Source organism: Rhizobium sp. BK376, from assembly GCF_004341625.1.
Lineage (GTDB): Bacteria > Pseudomonadota > Alphaproteobacteria > Rhizobiales > Rhizobiaceae > Rhizobium.
Map to the genome: position 1 here is coordinate 1 of NZ_SLZG01000042.1, position 24,313 is coordinate 24,313.

The 24,313-nt window shown below is 58.4% G+C and carries 21 protein-coding genes and 2 pseudogenes; 5 read left to right on the top strand and 18 right to left on the bottom strand.

Features of this window, described 5'->3' with window-relative positions; all coding sequences use genetic code 11:
• Positions 1-403: pseudogene (locus EV561_RS34485) on the top strand (cupin domain-containing protein); the annotation flags it as partial.
• Between the two features lie 326 nt (positions 404-729).
• Positions 730-1,458 carry an SDR family oxidoreductase gene (locus EV561_RS34490; protein WP_207910653.1) on the top strand — a complete coding sequence of 243 codons (729 nt, stop codon included), beginning with the start codon at positions 730-732 and terminating at the stop codon, positions 1,456-1,458.
• Here EV561_RS34490 and EV561_RS34495 read toward each other — a convergent pair whose 3' ends face one another.
• The 5 genes from EV561_RS34495 to EV561_RS34515 form a co-directional block, all read right to left on the bottom strand.
• Complete coding sequence (locus tag EV561_RS34495; protein ID WP_245513208.1) at positions 1,459-2,337, bottom strand: LysR family transcriptional regulator; 879 nt, start codon at positions 2,335-2,337, stop codon at positions 1,459-1,461. It lies immediately after the preceding gene.
• A 285-nt stretch (positions 2,338-2,622) separates the two neighbouring features.
• On the bottom strand, positions 2,623-4,146 hold the full coding sequence (locus tag EV561_RS34500; RefSeq protein WP_245513214.1) for a response regulator: 1,524 nt from the start codon (positions 4,144-4,146) through the stop codon (positions 2,623-2,625).
• Positions 4,147-4,174: 28 nt separating this feature from the next.
• Positions 4,175-4,741: a chemotaxis protein CheB gene (locus EV561_RS34505; RefSeq protein ID WP_132528382.1), complete on the bottom strand. Its 567-nt coding sequence runs from the start codon at positions 4,739-4,741 to the stop codon at positions 4,175-4,177.
• On the bottom strand, positions 4,738-5,589 hold the full coding sequence (locus EV561_RS34510) for a CheR family methyltransferase (protein ID WP_245513216.1): 852 nt from the start codon (positions 5,587-5,589) through the stop codon (positions 4,738-4,740). The genes EV561_RS34505 and EV561_RS34510 overlap by 4 nt, the downstream gene beginning before the upstream one ends.
• Positions 5,574-9,005, bottom strand: a complete 3,432-nt coding sequence (locus tag EV561_RS34515; RefSeq protein ID WP_132528383.1) for a response regulator — start codon at positions 9,003-9,005, stop codon at positions 5,574-5,576. The genes EV561_RS34510 and EV561_RS34515 overlap by 16 nt, the downstream gene beginning before the upstream one ends.
• A 392-nt stretch (positions 9,006-9,397) precedes the next feature.
• Here EV561_RS34515 and EV561_RS34520 point away from each other — a divergent pair, with 392 nt between their 5' ends.
• The gene (locus EV561_RS34520; RefSeq protein ID WP_132528384.1) at positions 9,398-9,889 is read left to right on the top strand and encodes a DUF2165 domain-containing protein; all 492 of its coding nucleotides are present in this window, start codon (positions 9,398-9,400) and stop codon (positions 9,887-9,889) included.
• A gap of 22 nt (positions 9,890-9,911) precedes the next feature.
• Positions 9,912-10,139: pseudogene (locus tag EV561_RS38245) on the top strand (IS630 family transposase); the annotation flags it as partial.
• A 1-nt stretch (position 10,140) separates the two neighbouring features.
• Here the strand turns inward: EV561_RS38245 and EV561_RS34525 are convergent.
• The gene (locus tag EV561_RS34525) at positions 10,141-10,551 is read right to left on the bottom strand and encodes a PAS domain-containing protein (protein WP_132528385.1); all 411 of its coding nucleotides are present in this window, start codon (positions 10,549-10,551) and stop codon (positions 10,141-10,143) included.
• Positions 10,552-10,873: 322 nt separating this feature from the next.
• Here EV561_RS34525 and EV561_RS34530 point away from each other — a divergent pair, with 322 nt between their 5' ends.
• Positions 10,874-11,173 (top strand): metalloregulator ArsR/SmtB family transcription factor, encoded by a 300-nt coding sequence (locus EV561_RS34530; RefSeq protein ID WP_132528386.1) that lies wholly within the window; start codon positions 10,874-10,876, stop codon positions 11,171-11,173.
• Positions 11,174-11,365: 192 nt separating this feature from the next.
• Here the strand turns inward: EV561_RS34530 and EV561_RS34535 are convergent, their stop codons facing one another.
• From EV561_RS34535 to EV561_RS34590, 12 genes are all read right to left on the bottom strand, one after another.
• Positions 11,366-13,720 carry a hybrid sensor histidine kinase/response regulator gene (locus EV561_RS34535; protein WP_132528387.1) on the bottom strand — a complete coding sequence of 785 codons (2,355 nt, stop codon included), beginning with the start codon at positions 13,718-13,720 and terminating at the stop codon, positions 11,366-11,368.
• 26 nt (positions 13,721-13,746) lie between these two features.
• Positions 13,747-14,385, bottom strand: a complete 639-nt coding sequence (locus tag EV561_RS34540; RefSeq protein WP_132528388.1) for a chemotaxis protein CheX — start codon at positions 14,383-14,385, stop codon at positions 13,747-13,749.
• A complete protein-coding gene (locus tag EV561_RS34545; RefSeq protein ID WP_132528389.1) occupies positions 14,382-14,765 on the bottom strand; it encodes a response regulator in 384 nt (127 codons plus the stop codon). The genes EV561_RS34540 and EV561_RS34545 overlap by 4 nt, the downstream gene beginning before the upstream one ends.
• An 82-nt stretch (positions 14,766-14,847) precedes the next feature.
• Positions 14,848-15,111 carry a hypothetical protein gene (locus EV561_RS34550; protein WP_132528390.1) on the bottom strand — a complete coding sequence of 88 codons (264 nt, stop codon included), beginning with the start codon at positions 15,109-15,111 and terminating at the stop codon, positions 14,848-14,850.
• Entirely contained in the window at positions 15,108-17,069 is a 1,962-nt protein-coding gene (locus EV561_RS34555; RefSeq protein WP_132528391.1) for a chemotaxis protein CheA, read from the bottom strand. Before EV561_RS34555 ends, EV561_RS34550 begins: the two co-directional genes overlap by 4 nt.
• Positions 17,070-17,936, bottom strand: coding sequence for a protein-glutamate O-methyltransferase CheR (locus EV561_RS34560; protein ID WP_132528392.1), 867 nt, complete (start codon positions 17,934-17,936; stop codon positions 17,070-17,072).
• Positions 17,936-19,024: a chemotaxis-specific protein-glutamate methyltransferase CheB gene (gene cheB / locus EV561_RS34565; RefSeq protein WP_132528393.1), complete on the bottom strand. Its 1,089-nt coding sequence runs from the start codon at positions 19,022-19,024 to the stop codon at positions 17,936-17,938. The genes EV561_RS34560 and cheB overlap by 1 nt, the downstream gene beginning before the upstream one ends.
• Entirely contained in the window at positions 19,021-20,445 is a 1,425-nt protein-coding gene (locus EV561_RS34570; protein WP_132528394.1) for a chemotaxis protein CheW, read from the bottom strand. Before EV561_RS34570 ends, cheB begins: the two co-directional genes overlap by 4 nt.
• 3 nt (positions 20,446-20,448) lie before the next feature.
• Entirely contained in the window at positions 20,449-22,008 is a 1,560-nt protein-coding gene (locus EV561_RS34575; protein ID WP_245513217.1) for a methyl-accepting chemotaxis protein, read from the bottom strand.
• Between the two features lie 611 nt (positions 22,009-22,619).
• Positions 22,620-23,111: a response regulator gene (locus EV561_RS34580; protein WP_132528396.1), complete on the bottom strand. Its 492-nt coding sequence runs from the start codon at positions 23,109-23,111 to the stop codon at positions 22,620-22,622.
• 162 nt (positions 23,112-23,273) lie between these two features.
• Positions 23,274-23,507, bottom strand: coding sequence for a hypothetical protein (locus EV561_RS34585; RefSeq protein WP_132528397.1), 234 nt, complete (start codon positions 23,505-23,507; stop codon positions 23,274-23,276).
• A gap of 64 nt (positions 23,508-23,571) precedes the next feature.
• Complete coding sequence (locus EV561_RS34590; protein ID WP_132528398.1) at positions 23,572-23,757, bottom strand: hypothetical protein; 186 nt, start codon at positions 23,755-23,757, stop codon at positions 23,572-23,574.
• Positions 23,758-24,313 lie beyond the last annotated feature (556 nt).

Here is a 24,313-nt window from a genome sequence, read left to right on the forward strand (position 1 = left end):
GTCTGCCCGCTGTGGCACGCTGACATCCCCTCCGACCCGACGTCGGAAAGCACGGCAATCAGCCGTCAGCTACACCACTCCAATGGACACGATCATCGGCCCCCTTCCGCCGATCAGCGCGAGTGAGTATTTGCTGCGTGTCAACCGCGCCGGTGGAGCGCCCGGCACCAAGACCGCAATCCATACGCATCCTGGGTCCGAGGGATTCTATGTGCTGGCCGGCAAGCTTGGTCAGAAAACGCCCCACGGCGTGACCTATACTGAAGCCGGCATGACCATGACCGGACACGGGCCTGACACGCCGATGGAGGTGTTCAACGCCGGCACAATCGATCTCGATGAGCTGGCCATCTTCGTGGTGGACGCCAATCGGCCGTTCTCTTCGCCAGCCAGCCTCGACTGAGCGAAGTGGCAATTATCAAGGCGGGAGAATTGTCCCCAGGCCGTAGCAATCGTCTGTGAGGCTCATTGAACGCGATCCTGAGGTTGCATCTCGCATCGCGGTGAGCTGTCTTGTCGCCGTCGAACGGCGACACTCATAGATCCCAGTCCGGCCACCCGCAAGCTCACAGAGCGTGAGGCTTGATAGCCTGAATGCCGGCCCTCACCAAACGCAGCACTGTGCGACTATCGGAATCTCCGATTGCATTATCGATTCTGTCCGTTTTCCATTCATTGGCGCAAGTGGCAAGTGAAGTCGCCCAGCAAAACGGATGAAGGATGGCAAACATGGAAACTGGAAATCAGAAAATTCTAATCGTCGGAGGGAACTCGGGGATGGGGCTTGCGCTGGCAAAATCCTGCCTCGCGGCCGGTGCGACTGTCACGGTGGTCGGGCGCAACGAGCAGAAACTGAAATCAGCCGCGGAGAGCCTCCAAAACCCAACAGCCCTTCGCACTGTTGTCGCAGATATCACACAGGAGCGGGAGGTCGCCCATCTCTTCCAAGAGACCGGTCCCTTGGACCACATCGTCAGCACGGCTGCCGATATTGAGGGTGCCTACGAACTTTTGCCGGCACTCGATCTTGCCGCGGCGGAAAGGGTGGTGGCAAGCAAGTTCTACGGACCGCTTCTACTTGCGAAACATGGAGCGCCGGTCCTAGCGCCTTCAGGCTCCATAACCTACACGTCAGGAATCGCGGCGTACCGTCCGTCTGCACGGGGATCGGTCGTTGCCTCCGTCAACGCTGCTCTCGAAGGCTTGGTGCGCGCGCTTGCCGTTGAACTGGCGCCGATCCGGGTTAATGCTGTTTCACCTGGTTGGGTAGACACTGCGATATGGGAATTTGTCGCCGGAGACAGGAAGGACGCGACACTGAAGGCGATGGCCGAGCGCCTTCCAGTGGGACGAGTCGGTAAACCGGAAGATATTGCCCACGCGATTTCCTTTCTCATGGGCAACACATTCACATCAGGCACAGTATTACATGTGGAAGGTGGACATCGGTTGATCTAGCTACCGACCAAACATGTCCGCAGGAGCTGACAGCAGCAACTTCAGCGCTGGTGGGAGAACACGCCTACGCCGCCATACCATCACAAGCGAGGCAGTTTGAGCGGCGCCTGGCCACGGCATCTCGCTGAGCTCGCCGCGGCGAAGCGCGTCAGCGACGGCGAGCCGCGGTGCCAGGCTGATGCCGGCGCCCGTTCCGACCAATTTTGCGATGGCTTCGATGCTGCCGGCTTCTATGGCAGGCTTTGGTGAACTGATTCCGGCGTCAACGAATGCCTGCTCGAACAACGCGCGATAGACACATCCGACTTCTGTCGCCACAAAGGAGGCCGACCCAAGCTCAGCCAACGTTGGGTTTTGAAGCGCAGATCGTCCGGCCACCGGGGTGATCAAGACCAAAGGCTCTTTGACAACCAGCCTTGTCGCCAGGCGGCTATCGACGCGACCTTGATCGAAGCAGAAGGCGACGTCGATCCCGCCGGTGTCGAGTTGCTGTATGAGATCGCCACTGCCAGCGACCTTCAGGCGGATTGCGACGTCCGAGTGTCTTCCCCGGAAAAAGGTTAGCCATTCAGGGAGTTTTGAACGTGCGATCGTTTCGAGGGCCCCAATCGTCAGCCCGCGCCCGGCCGAGCCGGCGACAGATGCAACAGCTGCTCGAGCTTCCTGCGACAACGATAGGATTTCCTCGGCATAGGTGATGAGGACCTCGCCCGCGGGCGTCAGCTCCAACCCTCCTCTGGACCGAAGGAACAGCTTGGCTCCCAGGTCGGCCTCAAGCGCCTGAACCTGATCACTCACCGCCGACTGAGAAAGGTGCAGTTCGGCTGCACAACGAGTTATATTGCGGTGGCGAGCAACAGACTGAAAGGTCTTGAGCAATCTGGGATTCATTCTGATCGATCCTTGAAGAGGAGAGTCTATCTACCCTGCGAAACGAGCTCGGGCATGAGTCGATACGCTCCCACCCATGCGGTCGGTTCTCCACGGCACGGCACGGCAGTTCCTCTGTGCGTTCCTTCCGAGGACGAGCGAGTGATACGAAGATCACCTCATGCCGCCAATAGGGCTCCTCCCGCCCCTCTATGAAGCGCACCTGGACACGGCCCCAGCCAAGGACCATGGCAACACGCGCGATATCGCCTGAGCTATCTCGAACCGTGTTGGTCAGTGAGCGAGGCTCGCGAGAGCTTTTTCCAGATCATCCAGACCGACTGGCTTGGTGAGGTGACGGGTGAAGCCAGCGTCTGAAGCTTGCGTCTTATCCTTCGTCTGACCCCAGCCCGTTTGGGCGATGATTGGAAGGGTTCGAAAATCTTCCTCCTGGCGAAACGCTTTGCAAACCTCATACCCATCCATGCCGGGCAGGCCAATATCCAAAAGGACGACATCGGGCCGGAATGCTCTCGCCGCGGGTAATGCGTCGCGTCCGTCGTGGACCATGTCAAATGCGTGGCCCATCTCCTCCAACATCATTCCGAGTGTGTGGGCCACCAGGATATTATCATCGACAATGAGCACCTTCATCGGGGGAGGCGATGGGTTTTGGCCTTCCGCCACCAGAACGGTATGCTCCTGCTCGATCGGGGAGGCAAGCGGCAACCGAAGGCTGAACTCGCTGCCTTGGCCGACGCCAGCGCTTGTTGCGGTAACAACACCGCCATGCAGGGTCATGAGTTGCTTGACCAAGGCCAAACCGATGCCAAGACCGCCCTGCGCTCGCTCCAGGTGGTCGTCAACCTGAGCAAACATCTGAAAGATCTTCGATTGCATTTCGCCGGGAATGCCGATCCCGTTGTCCCTCACATCGATGACAACATCGCCATCGACTTTTCGCGCCGAAATCAAGATCTGGCCGCCACTGGGAGTGTATTTGGCAGCATTGTTCAACAGGTTGCCGATAACTTGCGCCATGCGAGTATGGTCTGCATCAACCCAAAGCGGCTCGGGCGGAATATCCGTTTTAAGGGAATGTCCAGCCGAATCAATGAGGGGTCGAGACGCCTCGATCGCAGCCTCGACAACATCTTCGACCTTGATTCGATCCTTTCGTAGCTCGATCTTGCCCTGGCTGACTCGCGACACGTCCAACAGGTCGTCGATCAATCGCACCAGATGGACCAGTTGCCGATCCATCATGTCGCGGATTTCGGCGGCATTTCGTCCGTCGGGATTCCGCCGCAGAATATCGAGGCCATTGCGCAGCGGTGCCAGCGGATTGCGCAATTCATGCCCAAGCGTTGCCAAAAAATCGTCCTTGCGGCGATCGGCTTGCTTCAGCGCTTGTGCATGCACCTCCAATTCGTCCCGTTGGGCGGCGATCTGCTGTCGCTGCCGGTAGAGCTCGTAGAACACATCCGCCTTGCTGCGCAGGATGTCCGGCTCGATCGGCTTCTGGATGAAATCCACCGCACCTGCCTCATACCCTCTGAACCGGCGTTGATTGTCGGTCGTACCGGCGGTGACGAAGATGATCGGAACCCGGCGCGTACGTTCATTGCCGCGCATCAGCTCAGCCAGTTCGAAGCCGTTAAGGCCTGGCATCTGAACATCGACGAGCGCCAGTGCCACGTCGTGCTGGAGGAGAAGTTCAAGCGCCTGGTCACCTGACCGGGCCTTCAACAGAACCAGGCCGTCGCGCCGCAGCAACGCTTCGAGGGACAGGAGGTTTTCCTCCAGATCGTCGACCAACAGAAAAGAAACGGGGCCCATGATTACTTTAAACCTTTTGCAGATATTCGGCGATCGCGTCTAACGACATAATCCTTGCCGAAGGACACATCGCGATGGCCGCTTCCGGCATCGCGGATGCAAACGCGCCATCTGGACTTTGGACGATTGCAGTACCCCCGGCCTTGATGACTGCGTTCGTTCCCCTTGCACCATCCTCATTGGCGCCTGTCAGGACGATCGCGACCAGGCCGTCACTATAGGCATCCGCTGCGCTTTCAAACAGAACATCGATCGACGGACGTGAAAACAGGACGGGCTCGTCGCTCGACAGCGACAGTGTCCCATTCGCTTCGACCAGCAGATGATAGTCCGGCGGCGCGAAATAGGCCGTGCCGCCATAGATAGGTTCCTTGTCTTCGGCTTCCAAAACGCGGAGGTGGCATTTCGCCTGAAAGAGCTCCGCCAGAACACTCGGCCTGTCCGGGGGGATATGAACCACGACGATCACCGGTATGTCAAAATCAGCGGGCAAGGGGGGAAGAATTGCCGACAGGGCTTCAAGCGCGCCCGCGGAGGCCCCTATCACCACGGCTCGAGGGCGGGTTTCGGTCAATGGTCCCACCTCTGGTAGATTTTTTCCTCACGCACGAAGTCCTTGAACGATCCGGCATGATCGGAAAATCGCAGGCTTTCCTTGGCACCGAGGCCCAGAAAACCTTTCCTTGTCAACGAGTCCTTAAACAATCCCAGTGCGCGATCTTGTAGCCGGCGGTCGAAGTAAATCAGAACATTCCGACAGGAGATCAGGTTCATCTCGCCGAAAACGGCGTCGGTGACCAGACTGTGGTCGGAGAACACTACCTGATCGCGCAACGTCTTGTCGAACGACGCCCTACCGTATGCGGCGCGATAGTAATCCGATAGCGAAGATTTTCCGCCGGATTTTCGATGGTTCTCCGTAAAGAGCCGGATGCGGTCCAGCTCGTAGATTCCCGCTTGGGCAGTCTGGAGGGCGTCGTGATTGATGTCGGTCGCATAAAACAGAGTGCGCTGCTCAAGGCCTTCCTCTCGGAACAGGATCGTCAGAGAATACAATTCCTCGCCGCCGCTGCAGCCTGCGACCCAGACCTTCAGCGAAGGATAGGTGCGAAGGTGCGGCACCACTTTCTCACGGATGGCTCGAAAATATCCCGGATCGCGGAACATCTCGCTCACCTGCACGGTCAGGTAACCGAGCAACCGGGGTAGCATGGCAGGATCGTGCAGGACGCCTTCTTGCAGCGCTGAGATCGTCGCGAACCCCATCTGCTCGCGCGCCTGCCGCAGGCGTCGCTTGATCGAGGCCATGGCGTAGTTGCGGAAATCGTAGTGATAGCGCAAATACAGCGCCTCCAGCAGCAGCGGTATCTCGATGTCTTCGATCTTTTCAAGCGGATGTGTTTCTGTCACCGGGGCATCCACACACGCACGAGGGATAGGAGTTTTTCGACGTCCAGCGGTTTGGCCATATAGTCGTTGGCACCTGCCTCGATGCATCGCTGCTGATCGTCCGGCATCGCCTTCGCCGTCAGCGTGATGACCGGCAGTTTTTTCCAATCGGGGTTTTTACGAATCTCGCGTGTTGCGGTCAGTCCGTCCAACACAGGCATCATGACGTCCATGAGAACGAGATCGATTGCAGAGCCTTGCTGAGATGCTTGCGCAAGGCGGTCCAGAGCCTCCTGACCATTGCGGGCGATCTCGATGATGGCCCCGCGCGGTTCCAGGATGTTGGTCAACGCGTAGACGTTCCTGACGTCGTCTTCGACCACGAGGATTCGGCGGCCCTCGAGCAGCGCGTCCCGGTTCTGGGCCTTGCGAATCATCCTCTGTTGTTCGTCCGGCAGGTCGGAAACCACCTGATGCAAGAAGAGAGTAACCTCGTCGAGAAGACGCTCCGGAGACTTCGCCCCCTTTATGATGATCGATTTCGAATAGCGGCGCAGCCGCTGTTCGTCGTTGGCCGACAGCACCCGACCAGTGTAGACGATGACAGGTGGGAACGGGTGCTCGCTATCCTGACTGATCGTCTCCAACAGCCAATAGCCTGACGCATCTGGAAGGGACAGGTCGAGGACCATGCAATCGAAGGTCTGGGCTTTCAACAGCTCGAGACATTCCGCAGCAGTTCCGGTGCTGACGGTTTCGACGTCATGCGACGACAAGAGTTTCGTGACCGCCTCGCGCTGGATCTCGTTATCCTCGACGATCAGTACCCGGTGGACGCGCTGCGAAAGCTTGGCTTCGAGTTTTTGAAGGATGTCGACCAGTTGTTCGCGTTGAACGGGCTTTAGCATGTAGCCGACGGCGCCAAGTGAAAGGGCCGTTTCCGAGTAGTCGGTGGCTGACACGATGTGGATCGGGATATGTCGTGTGCGGACGTCGCGTTTCAGTCTGTCGAGCACTGAAAGCCCCGACTGGTCGGGAAGGCCGACATCCAGGACGATCGCGCTCGGCAGGAACTGTTTGGCCAGCGCCAGCGCATCCTGGGCAGTGCCTGCCACCAGTGCCCGGAAACCCATTTCGCGCGCGAGATCGCGCAGGATCGCCGCAAACGTATCGTCGTCTTCAATGACAAGCAGGATCCGCTTGTTGTCGGAAGATGTCGCACGGTCGTCGTCGACGAAGCTGCGCCGCGCGAAGGGTACTTGCTCCGATGCCACCTGCGGCACCGCGGGAGCAGCGGTCGCAACCGTATTGCGGACCTCGCGGGGCGCGACGGTCGCGGGGTCATAGGCTTCCGGCAGCGTGATCGTGAACGTGCTGCCTTGCCCCTGGCGGCTTGTAAGGTGGATGGAGCCGCCGAGCAGGCGGACGAGTTCCTTGGAAATCGACAGGCCAAGGCCCGTGCCGCCGAACCTTCGGCTGATCGTGCCGTCCGCCTGATGGAATGCCTCGAAAATGGTCCGCTGCTGCTCCTCGGCGATTCCGATCCCCGTATCGGTGACCGAAAACGCGACCCGGCCGTCGCCAGTGCTTCGAACGAACAGACTGACCTTGCCCTGATCGGTGAACTTGAAGGCGTTGGACAGAAGATTTTTCAGGACCTGCTCGAGACGCTGCAGATCCGTCTCGATGGCAATCGGGCATTCCGGTGCGATTTCCACGTCGAATTGCAGTTGCTTGTTTTGCGCAATCGGATCGAAGAGCTGTCGGAGGTTGATGGTGAGCCGCTCGACGACAACCGGCTCGGGACGAATGTCGGCATGACCCGCTTCGATCTTCGACAGATCGAGGATATCGTTGATCAGGTTCAGCAGGTCGTTTCCGGATGATTGGATCGTCTGAGCGTATTTGACCTGTTCTTCCGTCAGGTTTTCCTCGGAGTTGTCCGCTAGAAGTTTGGCAAGGATCAGCGAAGAATTCAACGGCGTCCTGAGCTCATGTGACATGTTGGCAAGGAAATCCGACTTGTATTGGCTGGCTTGCTCAAGTTCGCGCGCCTTGAGCTGTATCGATGCATTGGCACGCTCCAGCTCGTCGCGTTGACCTTCTAGCTGCTGGGCCTGCTCTTCGAGCTGAGAGTTCGTCTGTTCGAGCTCGACCTGTTGCTGTTCAAGACGGGCCTGGGATTCCTTCAGCGCCCGGCTTTGTTCCTCGAGCTCTTCGTTCGAGACCCGCAATTCCTCGCCCTGAACCTGCAGCTCTTCGGACTGTCTCTGCGTTTCCTCAAGGAGATTTTGGAGATCGTTGCGATATTTTGCAGAGCGAACGGCAGTGGCAATCGAAGAAGAGGCCTGCTCAAGCAGAGCCAGCACGCTTTCATCGACCGCGCGCAGGAAGCCGAGTTCGACTACCGCGTTGACGGATCCGTCGACGTTGCCTGGCGAGATCACCAGATGTCTTGGCTTGTCCCGCCCAAGTGCCGAGCCAAATGCAAGATAACCGTCGGGAACGTCGGCGATGAGAATAGGCCGGCTTTCGACCGCCGCCTGGCCCAGCAGACCCTCCCGCTGTTTGAACTGCTCCGGGAGGTCAGCTCCTTGAGGGACGCCATAAGTCGAGGCACGACGATAGACGTTGTCGTCACCGACGAAGATCGCGCCCGCGACGGCGCCTGCATATTTCGCCAAGAATTCCAGGATGCTGTTGCCGAGCTGCTCGATTCGTTGATCGCCAATGATCACCGAGCTCAGTCCGACATGACCTGCTTGCAGCCAGTCCTCGCGCCGGCGAGCAAGCGTTGCTCTACGGATCAAAACGCCGATGGCCGTGGTCAGAAGCAGTCCGAGAACCCCCGACAGGATGCTGCTGACGAGCGCCGTATTGTAGGCGTCGTTCATTTCGGCCAGCCGTTGTGCGCGCAGATCCGCCTCGACCTTGCCCATCGTTTCAAGCTGCGCCCTGATGGCGTCCATCTCGATCTTGCCGCGGTCAGAATTGACGATGGTCAGGGCAGGGGAGAGGCCTTGAGTTCGCCGGAGGTCGATCGTTTCCTTGAGTTCTGCCATTTTCGCCGCAACGTGCGCCTTGAGGGTCGCGATATTGGGTTGTTGCGCAGGGTTGTCGCTCGTCAGCTCGGCGATTTCGTCGAGCCCCAACGGAATCGCCGTTAAAGCTGAATTATAAGGCTCGAGATACCGCTCGTCATTGGTCAACAGAAAGCCACGTTGTCCGGTTTCTGCGTCTTGGGCGCTCGACAGCAAGTCGTCGAGGGCGATGATCACCTCATGGGAATGGACGATCCTTTGATTGTCGTCCCGCAGCTTCTGGAGATTGAAATAGGCGATCGCTCCGCTGAGAATAAAAAACACGATAGCACCCGCGAGACTGAATGCGACGACGGGATCAAGGCCCAACCGCCGCTCGCGGTTATTTGGAACGTTGCTCTGTTTCATGAAAACTCGTGCGAAAGATGCGTTTGATGCGGCGTAAATGTTTAAGTCAGTGACTGTTCTCGAAATCAACTGAGTTCGCACGATCTAGCGCGCGCAAGTGCGATATCAAGAAGCCCAACGGCGCCAGGCGAGGTGGTCGAGTGAGCACGGTCTTGCGCATCAACCTGGGGGACGCGGTCGCAACGACCCGGTGCGGCCGTCCCAGCAAAGCGATCGGATATCCGGCCGCCCTTGGTCGAGTTAACGGTGTATGCCTGCCGATAAGAGGAAAGCTTGTCGGGCCCATGTCTTGGACTAAACTCATATTTGATCGCGCCCGTGGATGGATCCCTCCGGTGGCAGAAAAGCTTCGGCGCTACAGGATTGGACCAATCGAGATGGAGAGGGGAGACATGGTTCTCGTCAGACTGTGCAAGGTGGCGCTAATTGCGGCAATCGCGCTGTTCTTCACACTAGTCGCGTTTGGCAATATCACCGACTACGGCAGCAATTGGCTGTTTGTACAGCACGTCTTGTCGATGGACACGACCTTCGCAAACTCCAACCTCCATTGGCGGGCGATCGCGAACCCCACTCTCCAGGAGGCTGGCTACCTCTCCATCATCGCGGTCGAAACCGTAACCGCATTGCTTCTTTGGGTGGGAACCGTCCGCCTCCTGGCCGTCGTGAGAAGTGACGAGTTTGGACGCAGGAAAAGCTTGGCAGCCGCAGGATTGACCCTCGGAATTCTGCTCTTTGCCGTGGGTTTCATATCCGTCGGCGGCGAGTGGTTCGCGATGTGGCAATCGCAGATCTGGAACGGCGAGCAGAAGGCGTTTGATTTCATCGCGATGATTGGCGTTGTCATGGTCATCCTACTTCTCCCGGAAGCGGCGATGGCCTGATCGTCTCCTGGCGCGCCGTCCGCGCTTCACTGTCCACTTTACGCCGACATCCACATCGAGGCTCAATGCTATCGAGGGCTTCTTCGCCATCTTGACGAAGCGGCGCAGCAGGTGCGGTTCCTTCCACTCGATCATCGATCTCCAAGGCGCCATCAACCGCTACATCGCCGAGCACAATCTGAGCCCAAGGCCGTTCGCCCAGAGCAAGAACCCCGAAAAAATATCGCAGCCGTCAAGCGCGGGCTTATAAGCTAGTGAGCGCGAGTGTCGGTTCGGTCCAGCGAGGCTGTCGGAATGACGATCCCAGAGTAGAGCACCGGCGTATCGGCTCGATCTCGGAAGGCACGACCAAACGCTGTCACCGGCGTATAGGCGCCATGGCGTCCGCGAACCCGGTAGGGATGCTGTTGCGGACTTTCGGCTATGATTGATTGGCTGATGGATTTGGCGAGCATAGGCCGATCGTCGGGATGAACGCGCGCAAGATAGGCTTCCAGAGGCAGCCCACGTTTTGTTTCCGCCGGATCGAGCCCGAACAGATCAGCCAGCGCCGCGTCCGCGAAGACAAGATTTTTCTGGATGTCCCACGTGTATATTCCAGCTTCCGGAACGTCGCCCTCGAATATCTCCGCTACAAACGCTGCGTGTTCGTCTCGCGTCATATGTCCCATCCCGAGAGCATAGTTCTTTGTGAACTCATATTATTCAATTCGACTTCAAGCTTGTATGCTCTGGATATCATACACGTTTTCATTAGCCGGCGACATTTGCTTCGGCGAACGCGCGTAGTTTTCCCAGTATCTGCCAAAGCGGGATGTTAGCCGTTGCCAAGTCGCTGGCGAGTGTCCCAATGCCAGGAGACGGCTGCCGTTCCGGGCCAATTGAGACACCAAGCTCATTAGTAGGACACTAATATTTTCTTTGTCATATATAAGAAATCTGTTATCAGGTGCCCGCCGCTTTTTCCAAGGATGAATAGATACTATGTTTGATGTTGCGAACTCCGCCAGTTTGCTTGACGCGATGTCCAACCCACGCCGTCTGGAAGTGCTACAGATTCTGTCCGAAAGGGAAGTGTCGGTTGGTGAGCTCAGCGCGAAAATCGGTTTAAGCCAATCAGCGCTGTCACAGCAACTCGCGAAGCTGCGCCAGAAGCGACTGGTCAACACACGCCGAGATGCGCTGACAATATACTACAGTTGCGACAACCCGGCTGTGCTAAGGATGTTGACCGCTCTGCGGGATGTCTATGCGCCCTCAGCTCAGTTGCCGCGCGCCAGCTGAGAATGCAATCACAAAAGCGTCCCGCTTTCATCGCAGCATCCGCGAATACCTCGCACGCTTCTTCTGTGGCGATCGCACGCCGGAAAGCTAACAGGCACACGATGTTTGCGTTTCTGCGTGCGCTGCTCTCATAAGCTCAAGTTCAGCGCGCGACTGCGCTGCGCATCACATTTTGACACCTCGGTTGCCATATCAGGCAGAAGTCGTGAGAATTTCCTTCACCTTCTGCGCAAGATCGTCAATTGCAAATGGCTTAGTGATCATTTCCATTCCGGGCGCCAGGAAATCGGCTCGTGACGCCGCCGTCGCGGCGTATCCAGTGATGAATAGAACCTTCAGCGAGGGGCGGGCGGCGATAGCGATCTCGGCAAGCTGACGACCGTTCAGTCCGGGTAGACCGACATCGGTCACAAGCAGATCGATACGGCTCTTCCCCTCGATCAGGGGCAATGCTTGCGTACCATCGATCGCCTCGGAAACCCGGTAACCGAGATCTTTGAGAACATCCACGACCAGCATCCGAACAGCATCGTCGTCCTCAACAACCAGGACTGTTTCGCCTTCACCCCGGGGCGGAACGAAATCCTCGCCGACATCGGTGCTTTGAGCACCGACTTCCTCCACGCTCCGAGGCAGGTAGAGCTTTATCGTCGTTCCAAGGCCAACTTGGCTGTAGATTCGGACATGGCCCCCGGACTGCTGCGCGAAACCGTAGATCATCGACAGCCCAAGACCGGTCCCTTGTCCGATTGGCTTTGTCGTGAAGAACGGCTCAAAGGCTTTTTCAATCGTTGCTTGCGACATTCCTATGCCGGTATCGCTTACGGCCAGGACAACGTAGCTGCCCGGTCGCAACGTTTCACCCCGGGCAAGATCCGCCTCGCCTAAGACGACATTGGACGTTTCGATCGTCAGCTTGCCACCGTCCGGCATGGCATCGCGTGCGTTGATCACGAGGTTGAGCACCGCGCTTTCGAGCTGATTGGCATCCGTCACCGCTTTCCAGGTGTCCGGAGTGGTTTTGATGAGTAACTCAACCCGCTCGCCGAGCGTCCGCCGGAACAGCTCCTCCATAGAAGCAATGAGCTGCGTCAGGTCGATCGGATGACGCTCCAGAGACTGGCGTCGAGAAAACGCGAGAAGTCTATGCGTCAGCGCCGCGGCGCGATGGGCGGATGACGTGGCGGCGTCCAGATACTTGTCGAGGTCATCCAACCGGTTCGCAGCGATCCTTCGCCTTATAATCGATAGCGCTCCGATGACACCCGTGAGCATGTTGTTGAAATCATGGGCTATACCTCCGGTCAATTGGCCAACAGCTTCCATTTTCTGGGCCTGGCGCAATTGATCTTCCGTCTGCTCAAGAACCGCCTTTTGTTGCCGCTCGAGAGTAATGTCGCGGCCATAGGCATAAACGAGGTCATCCTCCCGCGACGTCATCCAGGAGACGATCCGCTGCGAGCCGTCCGCATGCGTCAGGCTGACTTCGAGCTCAGCGTAGACATTTTCGATCGCCTTCTTCAGATCGGGTTGAGCCTGGTCTCTGTCCTCGGCCCACACGAGGTCGAGGACTTGTCTTCCGACGACGTCCTCCGGAAAGTGGCCAAGAATTTGCTGCCACGACGGGCTGACGTCGCGAAACACACCATCCGTCCCGATGACTACCAAAAGGTCGCGCGAATTCTTCCAAACGCGGTCCCGGTCGCGCAAACTGTCCCGAGCGATTTCCGAAAGCTTTTGATTGGCTTGGTGCAGGCTTTCTTGCGTCCGCTTTGCGTCGGTGACGTCAAAGATGACGCCGACATAACGTCGGCCGTTCGATTCGATGTCGTCGACATACTCGCCACGCCGCGCCAGCCACCGCTCCTGGCCGTCATTTGCGCGCCTTACCCGAAACTCAATGTTGCGCTCGTTCTGAAGTCCGTTTGGATCGGTCAGATCGATCAGCGGCTCATCAGCGGGGTGAATGAGGTCGTTGAGTGTCCGAACAGGTAGAACCCTGGTTGGATGCAGCCCAAACAGGTGGCAGAACTGTTCGGAGACGGTGGTCGTCCCGAAGCCGACGATGTGTTCGAACGTCCCGATCCCGCCTGCGGATTGAGCGATCCGGAGCTGCTCGTGTATCCGCTTCTGCTCGGTGATGTCGACGAGCACGCCTGTGAACTTGATGGGCTCATCATTGTCGTCAAATATCGTGCGGCCCCTCGCGTGCACCCAGCGATATCCACCGTCATTCCGTACGAGCCTGTATTCTTTGGAAAAGACTTCCGACCCGGCGAGGATCCCGGCTACTGCCAGTTTTACGCGCTTCAGATCATCGGGATGAATGGACGCAAAAAAGTGGTCCGGCGAGACTCCGTCGGCGAGCGCAACGGGATCCTGGCGAGTTATCGCCGCGAATCTCGCGTCGGCAAGCAGGCGGTTGGCGGGAATATCCCATTCCCACGCGCATACCGCGCCGGCCGCGTCAAGGGTAAGGTGCAAACGGCGTTGCGCCGCTTCAAGAGCGTCAGATGTGCCTGCCGCAGGTTTGGCATCGTCATCCATGGATGCCGCCAATGATACTAATCAACTTAAGGGCTTTCCGTCATTACGCGATCAATGAAGTCTGCAATATGTTGCTTAAGTCTCTCCATCGACGGCAGATCCATGATCATCGCGATGTACCCGCGGATGTCATGCTCCCTCACGGAGAAGTTGATGTAAAGGAATAAAACGTATCCCTCGTCGCCACCGCTGGTCAGGACTTCAAACAGGAGATTGCTGTCCCCTCGACGGACATGAGGCAGCGACATTTTCAACGTATGCTGCAACATGTTCGCCATCGAGCCAAGGCAACCGTTCAGTATGACGTTGCCCGTCTCTGCAAGTGCTTCCTCGGCCATTTCCGCAAGATCGGCTTCCCCCATCTCGTCGCCGACAATGGCGCGAACAAGCGACAATCCGTTGCTTTCCGGAAAGATCAGCAGAGCACGGCCCGAGAAGGGCCCTTCGAACTGTTGCTGGACTGCAATGAGGCTTTCGCTCTCACGCTGACCAATCAGGGTGGCCGCGGACTTGCGCGTCACGATCTCGACCGAAGGGACCGAGAGGATGACCTGCTTATGGACCATCTTGCGCAGGCTTGCTGCCGCGCGACTGACGCCGATGTTGACGAGTTCGGTGAGAGCGTCCCGTTCGAGTTCGTCGAGTCCGAGCGATTGATCGGTCATGCTCCCGCCTTCTTGAGCCGAAGTGCCGCTCCGGCGATGAACCCGCTCAATGCGTCTTGGGTGACCGGTTTTGCAACGAACGTGGCGTTGAGCGCACGCACCTTGGCGATGATTTCGTCCTGGACGTTTGCCGTGATCACGGCGATCGGCATATGCGGGTGGCTGGCTCGCAATTCGGACGCCAGTTCAAGGCCATCCTTGTCCGGCATATTGAAATCCAGGATCGCAACGTCAACCTGCCGCGAGCCGACGATCCCAAGGGCATCCTCAGCACTCGCGGCTTCAATGCGTGTCCAATCCGGCTGCAATGCTGTGATCGCCTTGCCGGCCACGATACGTGCCAATTTGCTATCGTCCACAACCAGGACTGTTACCGTCATTCCGTTACTCCGCATGGCCCTGGCAGCTCGGCTTGCCACGGATTAGTTGATACCCTTAGGTGGATAGGTATGCCTTAGCAAGTTACCGCCCCGTATTTGCGACTATCATTGAGCTATCTAGCGCAGACAGAATCTTTTCCACCGCTGGGGCTGGAGAAGACGCGGTGGTTATTTTTGCCCTATGCATTATCAGCGCCTGCCAAAGTGCCGTGTGGACGACAGTTGCAGTACTGAGATCCACCGAAAGATCCGGGCGACTTTCGAGATAGCCGATCAACGCTTCGACCTCCTCGATGCCACACGTCCCTGAAAGGGTAATGGCGTGCGTATCCAGCTTCACCGTCATTGCACCAGTTCCTCAATGTCCAATACAAGTAGGATCTTTCCGTCGCCTAACAGCGTCGTTCCCGCGATCCCGCTGACGCCCTGCAGCAGCCCGGCCAGCGGCCGCGTCAGCGTCTCGGTGCGCTCGGCGATTGCATCAACGGCTACTCCGATTTCGCTTTCTCCTGCGCGCGCAATCAGGACGGTAAGATGGCTGGAATCGGAATTCCGCAAGGGCGTCTGCAGCAGTTTGCCGAGATAAAGCAGCGGGATCGTCCGGTTGCGAAGAATGAATGCCTGACCCGCTCGAACGGACTGAATGGAGCCGGTCAGCAGCCTGTGCGTCTCGACGACGTCCGACATGGGAATGCCATAACGCTCGTCACCGACTTCAACGACCATCAACTGTGACATCGAGAAGCTGATCGGCAATTTCAGAAGGAACGACGTGCCCGAGCCGACGACGCTTTGCAGTGTGAGCGTCCCACCAAGCCTCTTAACCGAGCTCTGTACCGCATCGAGGCCGACCCCGCGGCCGGACAAATCGGAGACCGAGGACGAAGTGGAAAAACCCGGCGCGAAGACCAACTGAAGAATGTCCACATCGGAGAGAGTCGACGCCTGGTTTCCCGAAATGAGACCGCGATCGACGGCTGTCGCTCGGACACGTTGCGGATCCATGCCGCGGCCATCGTCAGCGACTTCGATCTCGATCTGGTCGCCGCGCTGTCGAGCTCGCAAGATTATGCGGCCCCTTGCAGTCTTGGATAGCCGCAACCGGTCGGCTTCCGGCTCTATACCATGGTCGAGGCCGTTTCGAATGAGATGCAGCAGCGGCTCGAACAGGTTTTCGACGATTTCCCGATCGGCTTCGACTGTTTCCCCTTCGATGATCAGATCGAGCGCCTTCCCCAGCCTTGCCGACGTTTCCCGCACCAGCCGCGGGAAGCGGCGAAAAACGTGTTCGAGCGGGATCATTCTCGCCTGGGTGACGCCGCTGTAAAGGGAGGCAACAAGCCGCTCGATCTCGTGGTGGCTCGATAGAATGCGTTTTGCAAGCGGAGCGTTGCCCTGATTTCGAGCCTCGTCTGCGAGAGAAACGAGGCTATTCTTCGCGATAATCAGCTCGCCGGCAATCTCGACCAGTTTATCGATGCGCGAGGAATCCACCCGCATCGTTGTCGACCGACGATCCGCCGAGCGGCCCACCGACGCGTCCGGCCCAGAGGGGATCTGTCTGGAGGTAGATCTAAACAAAGGGAAAAGCTCGACCTGATCGGGGATCAGCCGAAACAATGCTTCCGCCTCCGCAAGCGACCCTCCCGAGACAGCTTCGATCAGAAGATTGCAACGGAAAGGGTCGTAGTCCTGAGGCGACGGTCGAGGTTCTTTGATCGAAATCGCCAGATGCCGCAGGTCCGAAAGGCTCGATATCAATGCCAGCGGATCGTCGCCGTTGAAGAAACATTCCGGATGCGGCTCGTAACGGATGGCGACCATCGCTCCTTCGTCGTCGGACACAGCACTCCGCTGATGCAGGGATTGAACCCAGTCGGGAAGTGCAGTCGGTTCGCTGGCGGGTTCGTCAACTTCAGGCCCACTTTCCTCGCCCTCGAGGAGCCGAAGAAGCCTCGGAGCCTGTTTCTCCTGCGCCTCCTGCAGACGTCCCGTCTGCAAAATCCCTTCTATGCAGTCGTCAACCCACTCGATCACCGCGAAGAGAGGGTCGATGAGCGTCGCGTCGACGGCGACCTTACCACCTCGGGCCTGGGTCAAAAGGTCTTCCGTCCGGTGCAAGATGTCCTGCATCGGGCCGAAATCGAAAAGTCCGACCGAGCCTTTTAGCGTATGGATCGCCCGGAACGCGCTCTCCAGACTTGCGTGCTTCGCCGGGTCTGATTCCAGCGACAGGAGATCTTCCGAGGCCTGCTGGACCAGCTCCCGCGCCTCGATGGCGAATTGTTCGATCAATTCATCCATTCATTTGCCTCCCGCCTCTCGGTAGACGACAGCGTCGGGGAAGCGAACGGGTTCGAAGGTCTCCGAAATACGCGACATGGATTCCGTATGGCCGAGGCAAATGTATCCGCCGGGATAGAGAAGTTCATGGAGATTGCGCGCAGCGATTTCCCGCGCGGCCTCGTCGAAATAGATGAGCAGGTTCCTGCAGAATATCACATCGAAACGGCCAAGTGCGGCGAGACTCTGCCGATCCACGATATTGCCCTTGGCGAAAGTGACGGATTCTCTCAAGTCGCCGATCAGTCGGCGCTGCTGATCCTTCTCCGCCTCGAAATACCGGACAAGGATGTCCTGCGGAAGTCTTGAGAGCGACCGCTGCCCAAAATACCCGTCGACCGCCTGCCTCAGTATGGCAGTGTCGATATCCGAGCCGGTAATCTCGATGTTATAGGCGTCGACCAGCGGCCAGTTCTCAAGGAGCCAGATGGCAATAGAATATGGTTCCTCACCGCTGGAGCAGGGCATGGACCAGATTCGGATGCGATCGCCCGGCCCTTTGGAACGGATGATCTCTGGCAGGATCGAATGGCTTAGACAGGCAAGCTGATGTTGCTCGCGATAGAAATAGGTTTCGTTGACGGTGAAGCTGTTGATCAGCAGCTCGGTCTCGCGCAGATCGCCACGCAATATGGAGATATAGTTTCTCGCCGACTGCGCCTTCCGCTGGCTGATCAGGTCGGAAACACGGCGCTCGATATAGTAACGTTTGGTTTCGCCGAAAACCATGCCGCTGCGCTTGTAGATGATGGCGCAGATCTCCTCGAGATCCGCTGTCGACAGCGGGGGCGCAGCATAATCATTCGATCTGATCGGAGGGATCGCCATCAGCAGGCTCGCTCAAGTAGCGTCAGCCCGATCTCATCTGCGCGCTTGATCTCGCTTGCGCCCCCCAGGCGCACCAGTTCTCCCGGCATGCCCCAGACGACGGCCGTTTCCTCGGATTCCGCGATCGTATGGCCGCCGGCGGCCTTGAGGTCGGCCATTGCGGCTGCTCCGTCATTTCCCATGCCGGTCATCAGGACGCCGACGAGATTAGCTGCCGGCACATGGCTCATGGCCGAGCGCACCATCCGGTCGACGCTTGGATGCCACCGATAGCTCGGGTCGCTTGGAGCGGCCATCGCGACCAGCGATCCGGCCCGCGAGGAGATGATGATATCTGCGTCTCCTCTAGCGATGTAGATGTTGCCCGGCTCCAACCTGATTTGTTGCGTCACCTCGCTAACGGTTACGGCGCATAGCCTATTGAGACGCCGTGCGAGAGGCCCGGTAAACGAGGCCGGCATATGCTGTGCAACCACGACCGGCCAGCCGAAGCCAGCCGGGAGATGGGAGAGGACAGCATCCAGGGCCGGCGGCCCGCCGGTCGAGGTCCCAATCAGGACAAGACCGAGCCTCTCCGAAGTTCCAATGCCCGCTGCTGCTAAAGACTTTTGATACGCCCGCGATGGAATGGTTTTTGACGATGGCCCTGTGCGAGTGACACGAAGGCGTTCGGCAAGTCGGCGGCTTCGCTTGATCCGGACTGACGCGGCCGTGCGAACTTTCTCGACGAGACGAGGGGTCAGTTCGTCAATCCCAAGTGAAATCGCGCCACCCGGTTTGGCGATGAAATCGACCGCGCCCATCTCCAGCGCTGCGAGCGTTTCTTCAGCCCCTTCCTCGCTCAGCGACGAAACCATCACCACAGGACAAGGATGCTCGAGCATGATGCGATCAAGACAAGTGAGCCCATCCATCAACGGCATATGGATATCGAGCGTCACCACGTCGGGGCGAAAGGTCGAAATAATCTTCAGGGCCTCGGCACCGTCGCGGGCGAACTCGATCTCGAAATCCCCTTCGGCACTGAAAATCTGGCCCAGGAGTTTCCGCATCAAGGCAGAATCGTCGACGACGAGAAGACGAATCACGGATCGACCACCGCTGTCTTTTCGTCTGCTATCGTCGCAACGATATCCCGCTCTGCCCGCGTCAGAAGCTCCTGGGAATCAATCAACAGGATCATCCGACCATCGGCTTCGATGTGGGCGATGCGGTCGAAGACGTCCGTCTGATCGGAGGAAAATTCGGGGGCTGCCGACAAGGCGGTTGCGGAAATAGCCTTTACTTCAGACACGCTGTCCACGACGAACCCGGCCCGCAAGTTTCCAAGGGTTACAATGATTGCGCGAGCCTTGGCAGTCTGCAGTGATGCCGGCGTATCGAAGCGGCTGCGCTGATCAATCAACGGCAGAGCCTTGCCGCGCAGATTGATGACGCCCATCACAAATTCCGGCGCACCCGGCATGCGGGTGACCTCTTTCGGAACCCGGACGACTTCGTCCACAGAGCTGATCGGCAGGCCGTAATTCTCGTCGCCAAGCTGGAAGATCAGAAACTGCTCGAAGGTGTCTTGGCTTTCATGCGTCGTTTCCATGAGCTTGGCTCCTGTATCCCGGTCGAGTGCCTGCGAGACGGCATGGTGGCCGAACAGCATTTCCGGAGACAGAATGGAGATAAGAAGCCCGCTGTGCGCTATCCGGCCGATCGCCTCGATCTGTGCATCGCCACGTCCCCGTTGAAGTACCGCGGGCACCGCATCGATCGCATCGCTGGGCAGCCGATGAATGACGTCCATCTCGTCAACGACGAGGCCGACGATATTGCCCTCGTGCTCTACGACAACGATGCGGGCGCCCTCTTTCGTCGATTGTTCACCGTCGATGCCGAGAAGGGATGCGAGCGATACAAGCGGCAGGACGCTGCTGCGCATCGGAACGAGGCCGATCACCGCGGGTGCAGCGTTGGGTATGACCGCGATATCGCCGGCCAACGTGGCGACCTCGTGGACATCATCCAGTGGCAAACCATAAAGCTGACCCGCCACTCGAAACGAGAGCAAAGCGGTAAGCTGAATGCTCGTCTTCGGCTCGATTTCGTGGCCGGCCTGAGCCGCGCGTTCGACTGGCGGACGCCTCGCGACCTTGAACGCGGCATCCAGCAGACCATTCAGCCCTTGGAGTGGGGTTGCCGTGGCATCGGCTGAAAGCCGCAACACATCGTCGACGAGGAGGCCTACGGCGCCTCCATGATCGTAGATTATGATCTTGCCGTCATGTCGGGTCGAGGTATCGCCGCCGTTCAGAACTCTGCCCATCGACAGGACCGGGACGGGCTTGCCGCGAAGATTGGCAATGCCCGCGAGCGCCTCGGGGCCATGCGGAACCCGCGTAATATGGGGTACCCTGACCACCTCCAGGACGGAGCTTGCCTCAATCTCGTGACAATGCTCGCCGACCCGAAATACGAGCCGCCGCCGATCGACGTCTGCTGCTGAAGATGACCCTGCCATGTCCTAGTTTCCGGAGATCTGAAGTTCGTCTGCCAGAGATGCGATTTCCTCGACCGCTGCTGCCAGATCCTCTGCCCCGCGAGACTGCTGTCGTGCCGCAGTCGCGGCCTGTTCCGAGGCAGCACTTGCTTCTTGCGCTACCGAAGCGATTTGTTGGGTTCCGGCCTGGACCTGTTTTGCCGCAACGAGGATCGCCTGCGTTGCGTCCAGGATGGATGCGTTGCCGCGCACCATCGCGTCGACGTCGACTTCAGCAGCAGCAAGGCGCTCGACAATAGCTGTGCTCCTGGCAATCTCGGCCTCGGAAGCCGCAACAATCATTTCGAGTTCGCGCTCGACCGTTGTGATCTTCACACGGATTTGCCGCACGATGTCCTTGACGCCATCGATATTCTCGGCCGCATCCTGTGCGAGCTTTCGAATGTCAGTCGACACGATCGCAAAACCTCGGCCCGCCTCTCCAGCTCTCGCCGCCTCGACCGAACCGCTGACCGCAAGCATGCTGGTCTGGACCGCAACGAGAACGATCCGGTCTACCGTGCGCTCGATCTGGAAACCGATCTCACCAAGCGACTTCAGCTCTGCCAATGCGTTCCGTGTTTCGGCGAGAGCGCCGGATACACCCCCCGCAATGCTGCGAAGTCCAGCCTTGTTCTTTTCGAGGAACGTCTTGATTTCCCCTGTGCGCAGGCTCGCTTGCTCGGCGCTTTCCTGTGTCTGCACCGCACTTTTTTCGATCTGGGTCATGGCCGAATTGGCCTGTTGGGTGGCAGCGGCCTGCGCTTCGGCGCCCCGGCTGATCTGCTCGATCGCGATGAGGATTTCGCCGGCCGCGCCGGAAAGCTCCTGAACGGTCGCAGACAATTCTTCCGCAGCCGAGCTCAGCTCTTCTGTTCGCGACGCTCGACCATTTTCATTCATCAGGTCGTCGGCGAGAGTGGCAAGCGCCTGAGCGGTTTGCTGACTTTCCTCGAGTGCCGTACTTTGCTGCTGGACGGCGCGCTGTGCCTCTGTCGCCGCAGCAGACTGCTCTTCTGCGGCGGCGGCGACGGTCTCAGCACCCTTCTGGGCCTCGCGCGCCGCAACTTCCGCCTCAACCGCGGCAATCAGGATCACTTGGCTGTTTTGGGACAGAGCGGTCAGACCCGAACGAATTGCGTGCAACTCCTCGGAGACCGTCCTGCCCGAAGCCGTCTGCTCCTTAGCCGTGGAGGCGGCGGAGTTGATCCGTTCTGCAATTCGGCGGACGCCGTCGACGATCGTTTCTGCATGCCGGCTTACGTCGCGCGAACTGCGCTCGGCTATTTCCGCGAGCGAGCGAACTTCGTCGGCTACGACGGCAAATCCGCGGCCCTCGTCGCCAGCCCGCGCCGCCTCGATTGCCGCATTGAGCGCCAGAAGATTGGTACGGTCCGAGATATCGGCTACCGCCACCGTGGTGGCTCCGATGCTTTCAGCCTGAGACTGCAGCCGGTCGATGACCGTAACGGATGCGATCTGCCGTGACGCATTGGCGTCGATGGCCGAAATCGAATTATCGATCTGTGCAGTGGATTCGAACATTGAGCTTTGTAGCTCCTCCGTGCGCCTCCGCGCAGCCTCAGCTTCCGTTCGAGCCTCGGAAAATCTCGAAGAGAGATGGGTTGTGGCAGACAGCGATTCATGTGCTGCACCTGCGGCCTCTTCGGCGCCACTTGCGATTTGTTCCAGAGCGCGACGCAACTGTTCTGCGGCCGCTGCAGCCTCCGCGACACCTGTCGCAAGCTCCTCGGTCGCCGCCCCGATACGTTCTGCCGCTTTCTGTTGACGGAGGCGGGAGCGATCCTGGGTCCGGCGTGAGGTTGCAGCCTTATCGGGGATTGTAACCGTAGGCCCAGCCGGCGCCGACTTCGCTGCGATCGTTTTTGCTCCCAATTGGGAGGTCTTCACAAGTGCCATGGGTGTCCGTCAATCAGGTTGAGCCTGGATTGCAACACAGGAGGAAAGCGCTGCTCGCATTCAAGGCCGCTGGGTCGATCAGTTTGTATGACCTAATACAGAACGCAAAGCAATCAATGCACCGCCGGTGAGCCGAGTCGGTGGATGTGCCTGGGTTCATGATAGAGGGCCTTCATCGAGATCGAACATCACCACCGACTATAGCGTGTCGCATCAGCCAAATTCCTTGAGCATGTTCACGAGCGCATCGACTTGTATGGCTTTGGAATGAACGAGACGCCGCCCGCGAGGTCGAAGTTGCCCAGCCGAACGTGACCTGAGGTGACGATGACTCTCGTCTTTGGAAATCGTGACCGCACGAACGTCATGAGCCCGAGCCCGTCCGTCGAGCCTGGCATGTTGACGTCGGTGAAGACGACGTCAACCTCGCTGGCCCGCAGGACCACCAACGCCTCGTCGGCATTGCCAGCCTCAAGCACCTCGAAGCCCGCATGTTCGAGCGCGTCGACGGTCGCGTAGCGGATCAGGGGCTCGTCATCGACAACCAGGACCTTCTCGACATGAGGAGACGCCTCGATAGACTGGGCCGGCGCTGTCCCTTCGCTGAAATCCTCCCGTTCTGCGACGGCTTGCGACCAGTGTTCGCGATCGCGGCCATGCGGACAGCCTTGCTCCTGCCAGATCTGATGGGCGCGCTTGCTGATCCAATCGTAAGTGTCCTGATCCATCGATGGCCCCTCCGGCTATCAGACGAACGTCCGATTCATTGAAGGGTTCCGCTGCGAAAAGCCAAAGGCTCCGGATTGCCGACGGCAATTGGCTCACAGTTGGAGGGCGAGGCGAGGCCAGTCACGTTTGACGGAGCGGGCAGTTCCGCATCAGCGCGCCGCCTAGTGCACCGATAGCGATGTCGGCACATTCACTCTTGTGGCACCAACGTAGCTGCCGATCAGTGTGGTCGCGATGTCATCGACCGTTCGAAGGCCGCCCTGGTAGAGATCGATCGCTGCCTGACAAAGGACATTGGAGCAACGATCGTCCGGGCGCACCTCGTAGAACCTGTACCACGCCTGGACGGCCTCCGACATCATTCGGAAGCTGACGTGTTCGTTTCTTTGCTGCATTGAGAGCACTCCTCTTGTCTGGAGGCGTCACTTAGGACGACAACAGGAGGCGTCAACGTCCCCCTCAAGAACCATCGGCCGCGATCCTGTGTCCAGTGACTCCACCGGCGTCATCACCAGGCCTTGCTGCTCTTTCAGCGATCCGTTTCAGGGCGACCGCGTTTTCTTCAATGTGATCGAGGGTTGTAAGTGTTTCCTCGACCTCGTGGATTATGTCTTTGGCGAGGATTTCAAAGTTGTGGATCGACATTTCGGTTCTCCTTTCAAGGGAAACACATACCCAGTTGAAAGGTTCGACAATTCGACACCTGATTATTCACCTGCAGTGGCTCAGCCTCCACCGGATCGCAGCGCGGCCGACAGATTTTCGCTTATGGGATTTTGTGACATCGGCCGCGGAGACGACGCACCGAGTAAGCGAAGGACCCTCGTTGTTCAATCGAGCGAAGGCGCCGGTTTCGCTCTCCCGAGGTTGGCGATCATGATGTTGGCGAGGTCACGGAACTGCCCGTTGGGATATTTCACCAAATAGGCTTGGAGCATATCCGGTTTATCGCTTTCGCGCACCGTTTCCCAAAAAGCGAGTTCGATTGAAGGATCGTCTCTACTTTCCTCAGCGCTCTCGATCCGCGTGTGGGCCAATTCGACGAATTGCCCGTCCGGAAAACGCGCAATGTACAGAGCATATTCTGCGGGGTCATCGCTCTCCTGAGAGCCTGACCGAAAAAGAGTTGAGTGATTTCAGTAGGATGTGATTCCGTCGGATTTGTTCAAGATTCGAAGGAGTTCACGATGGCCTGGACCGA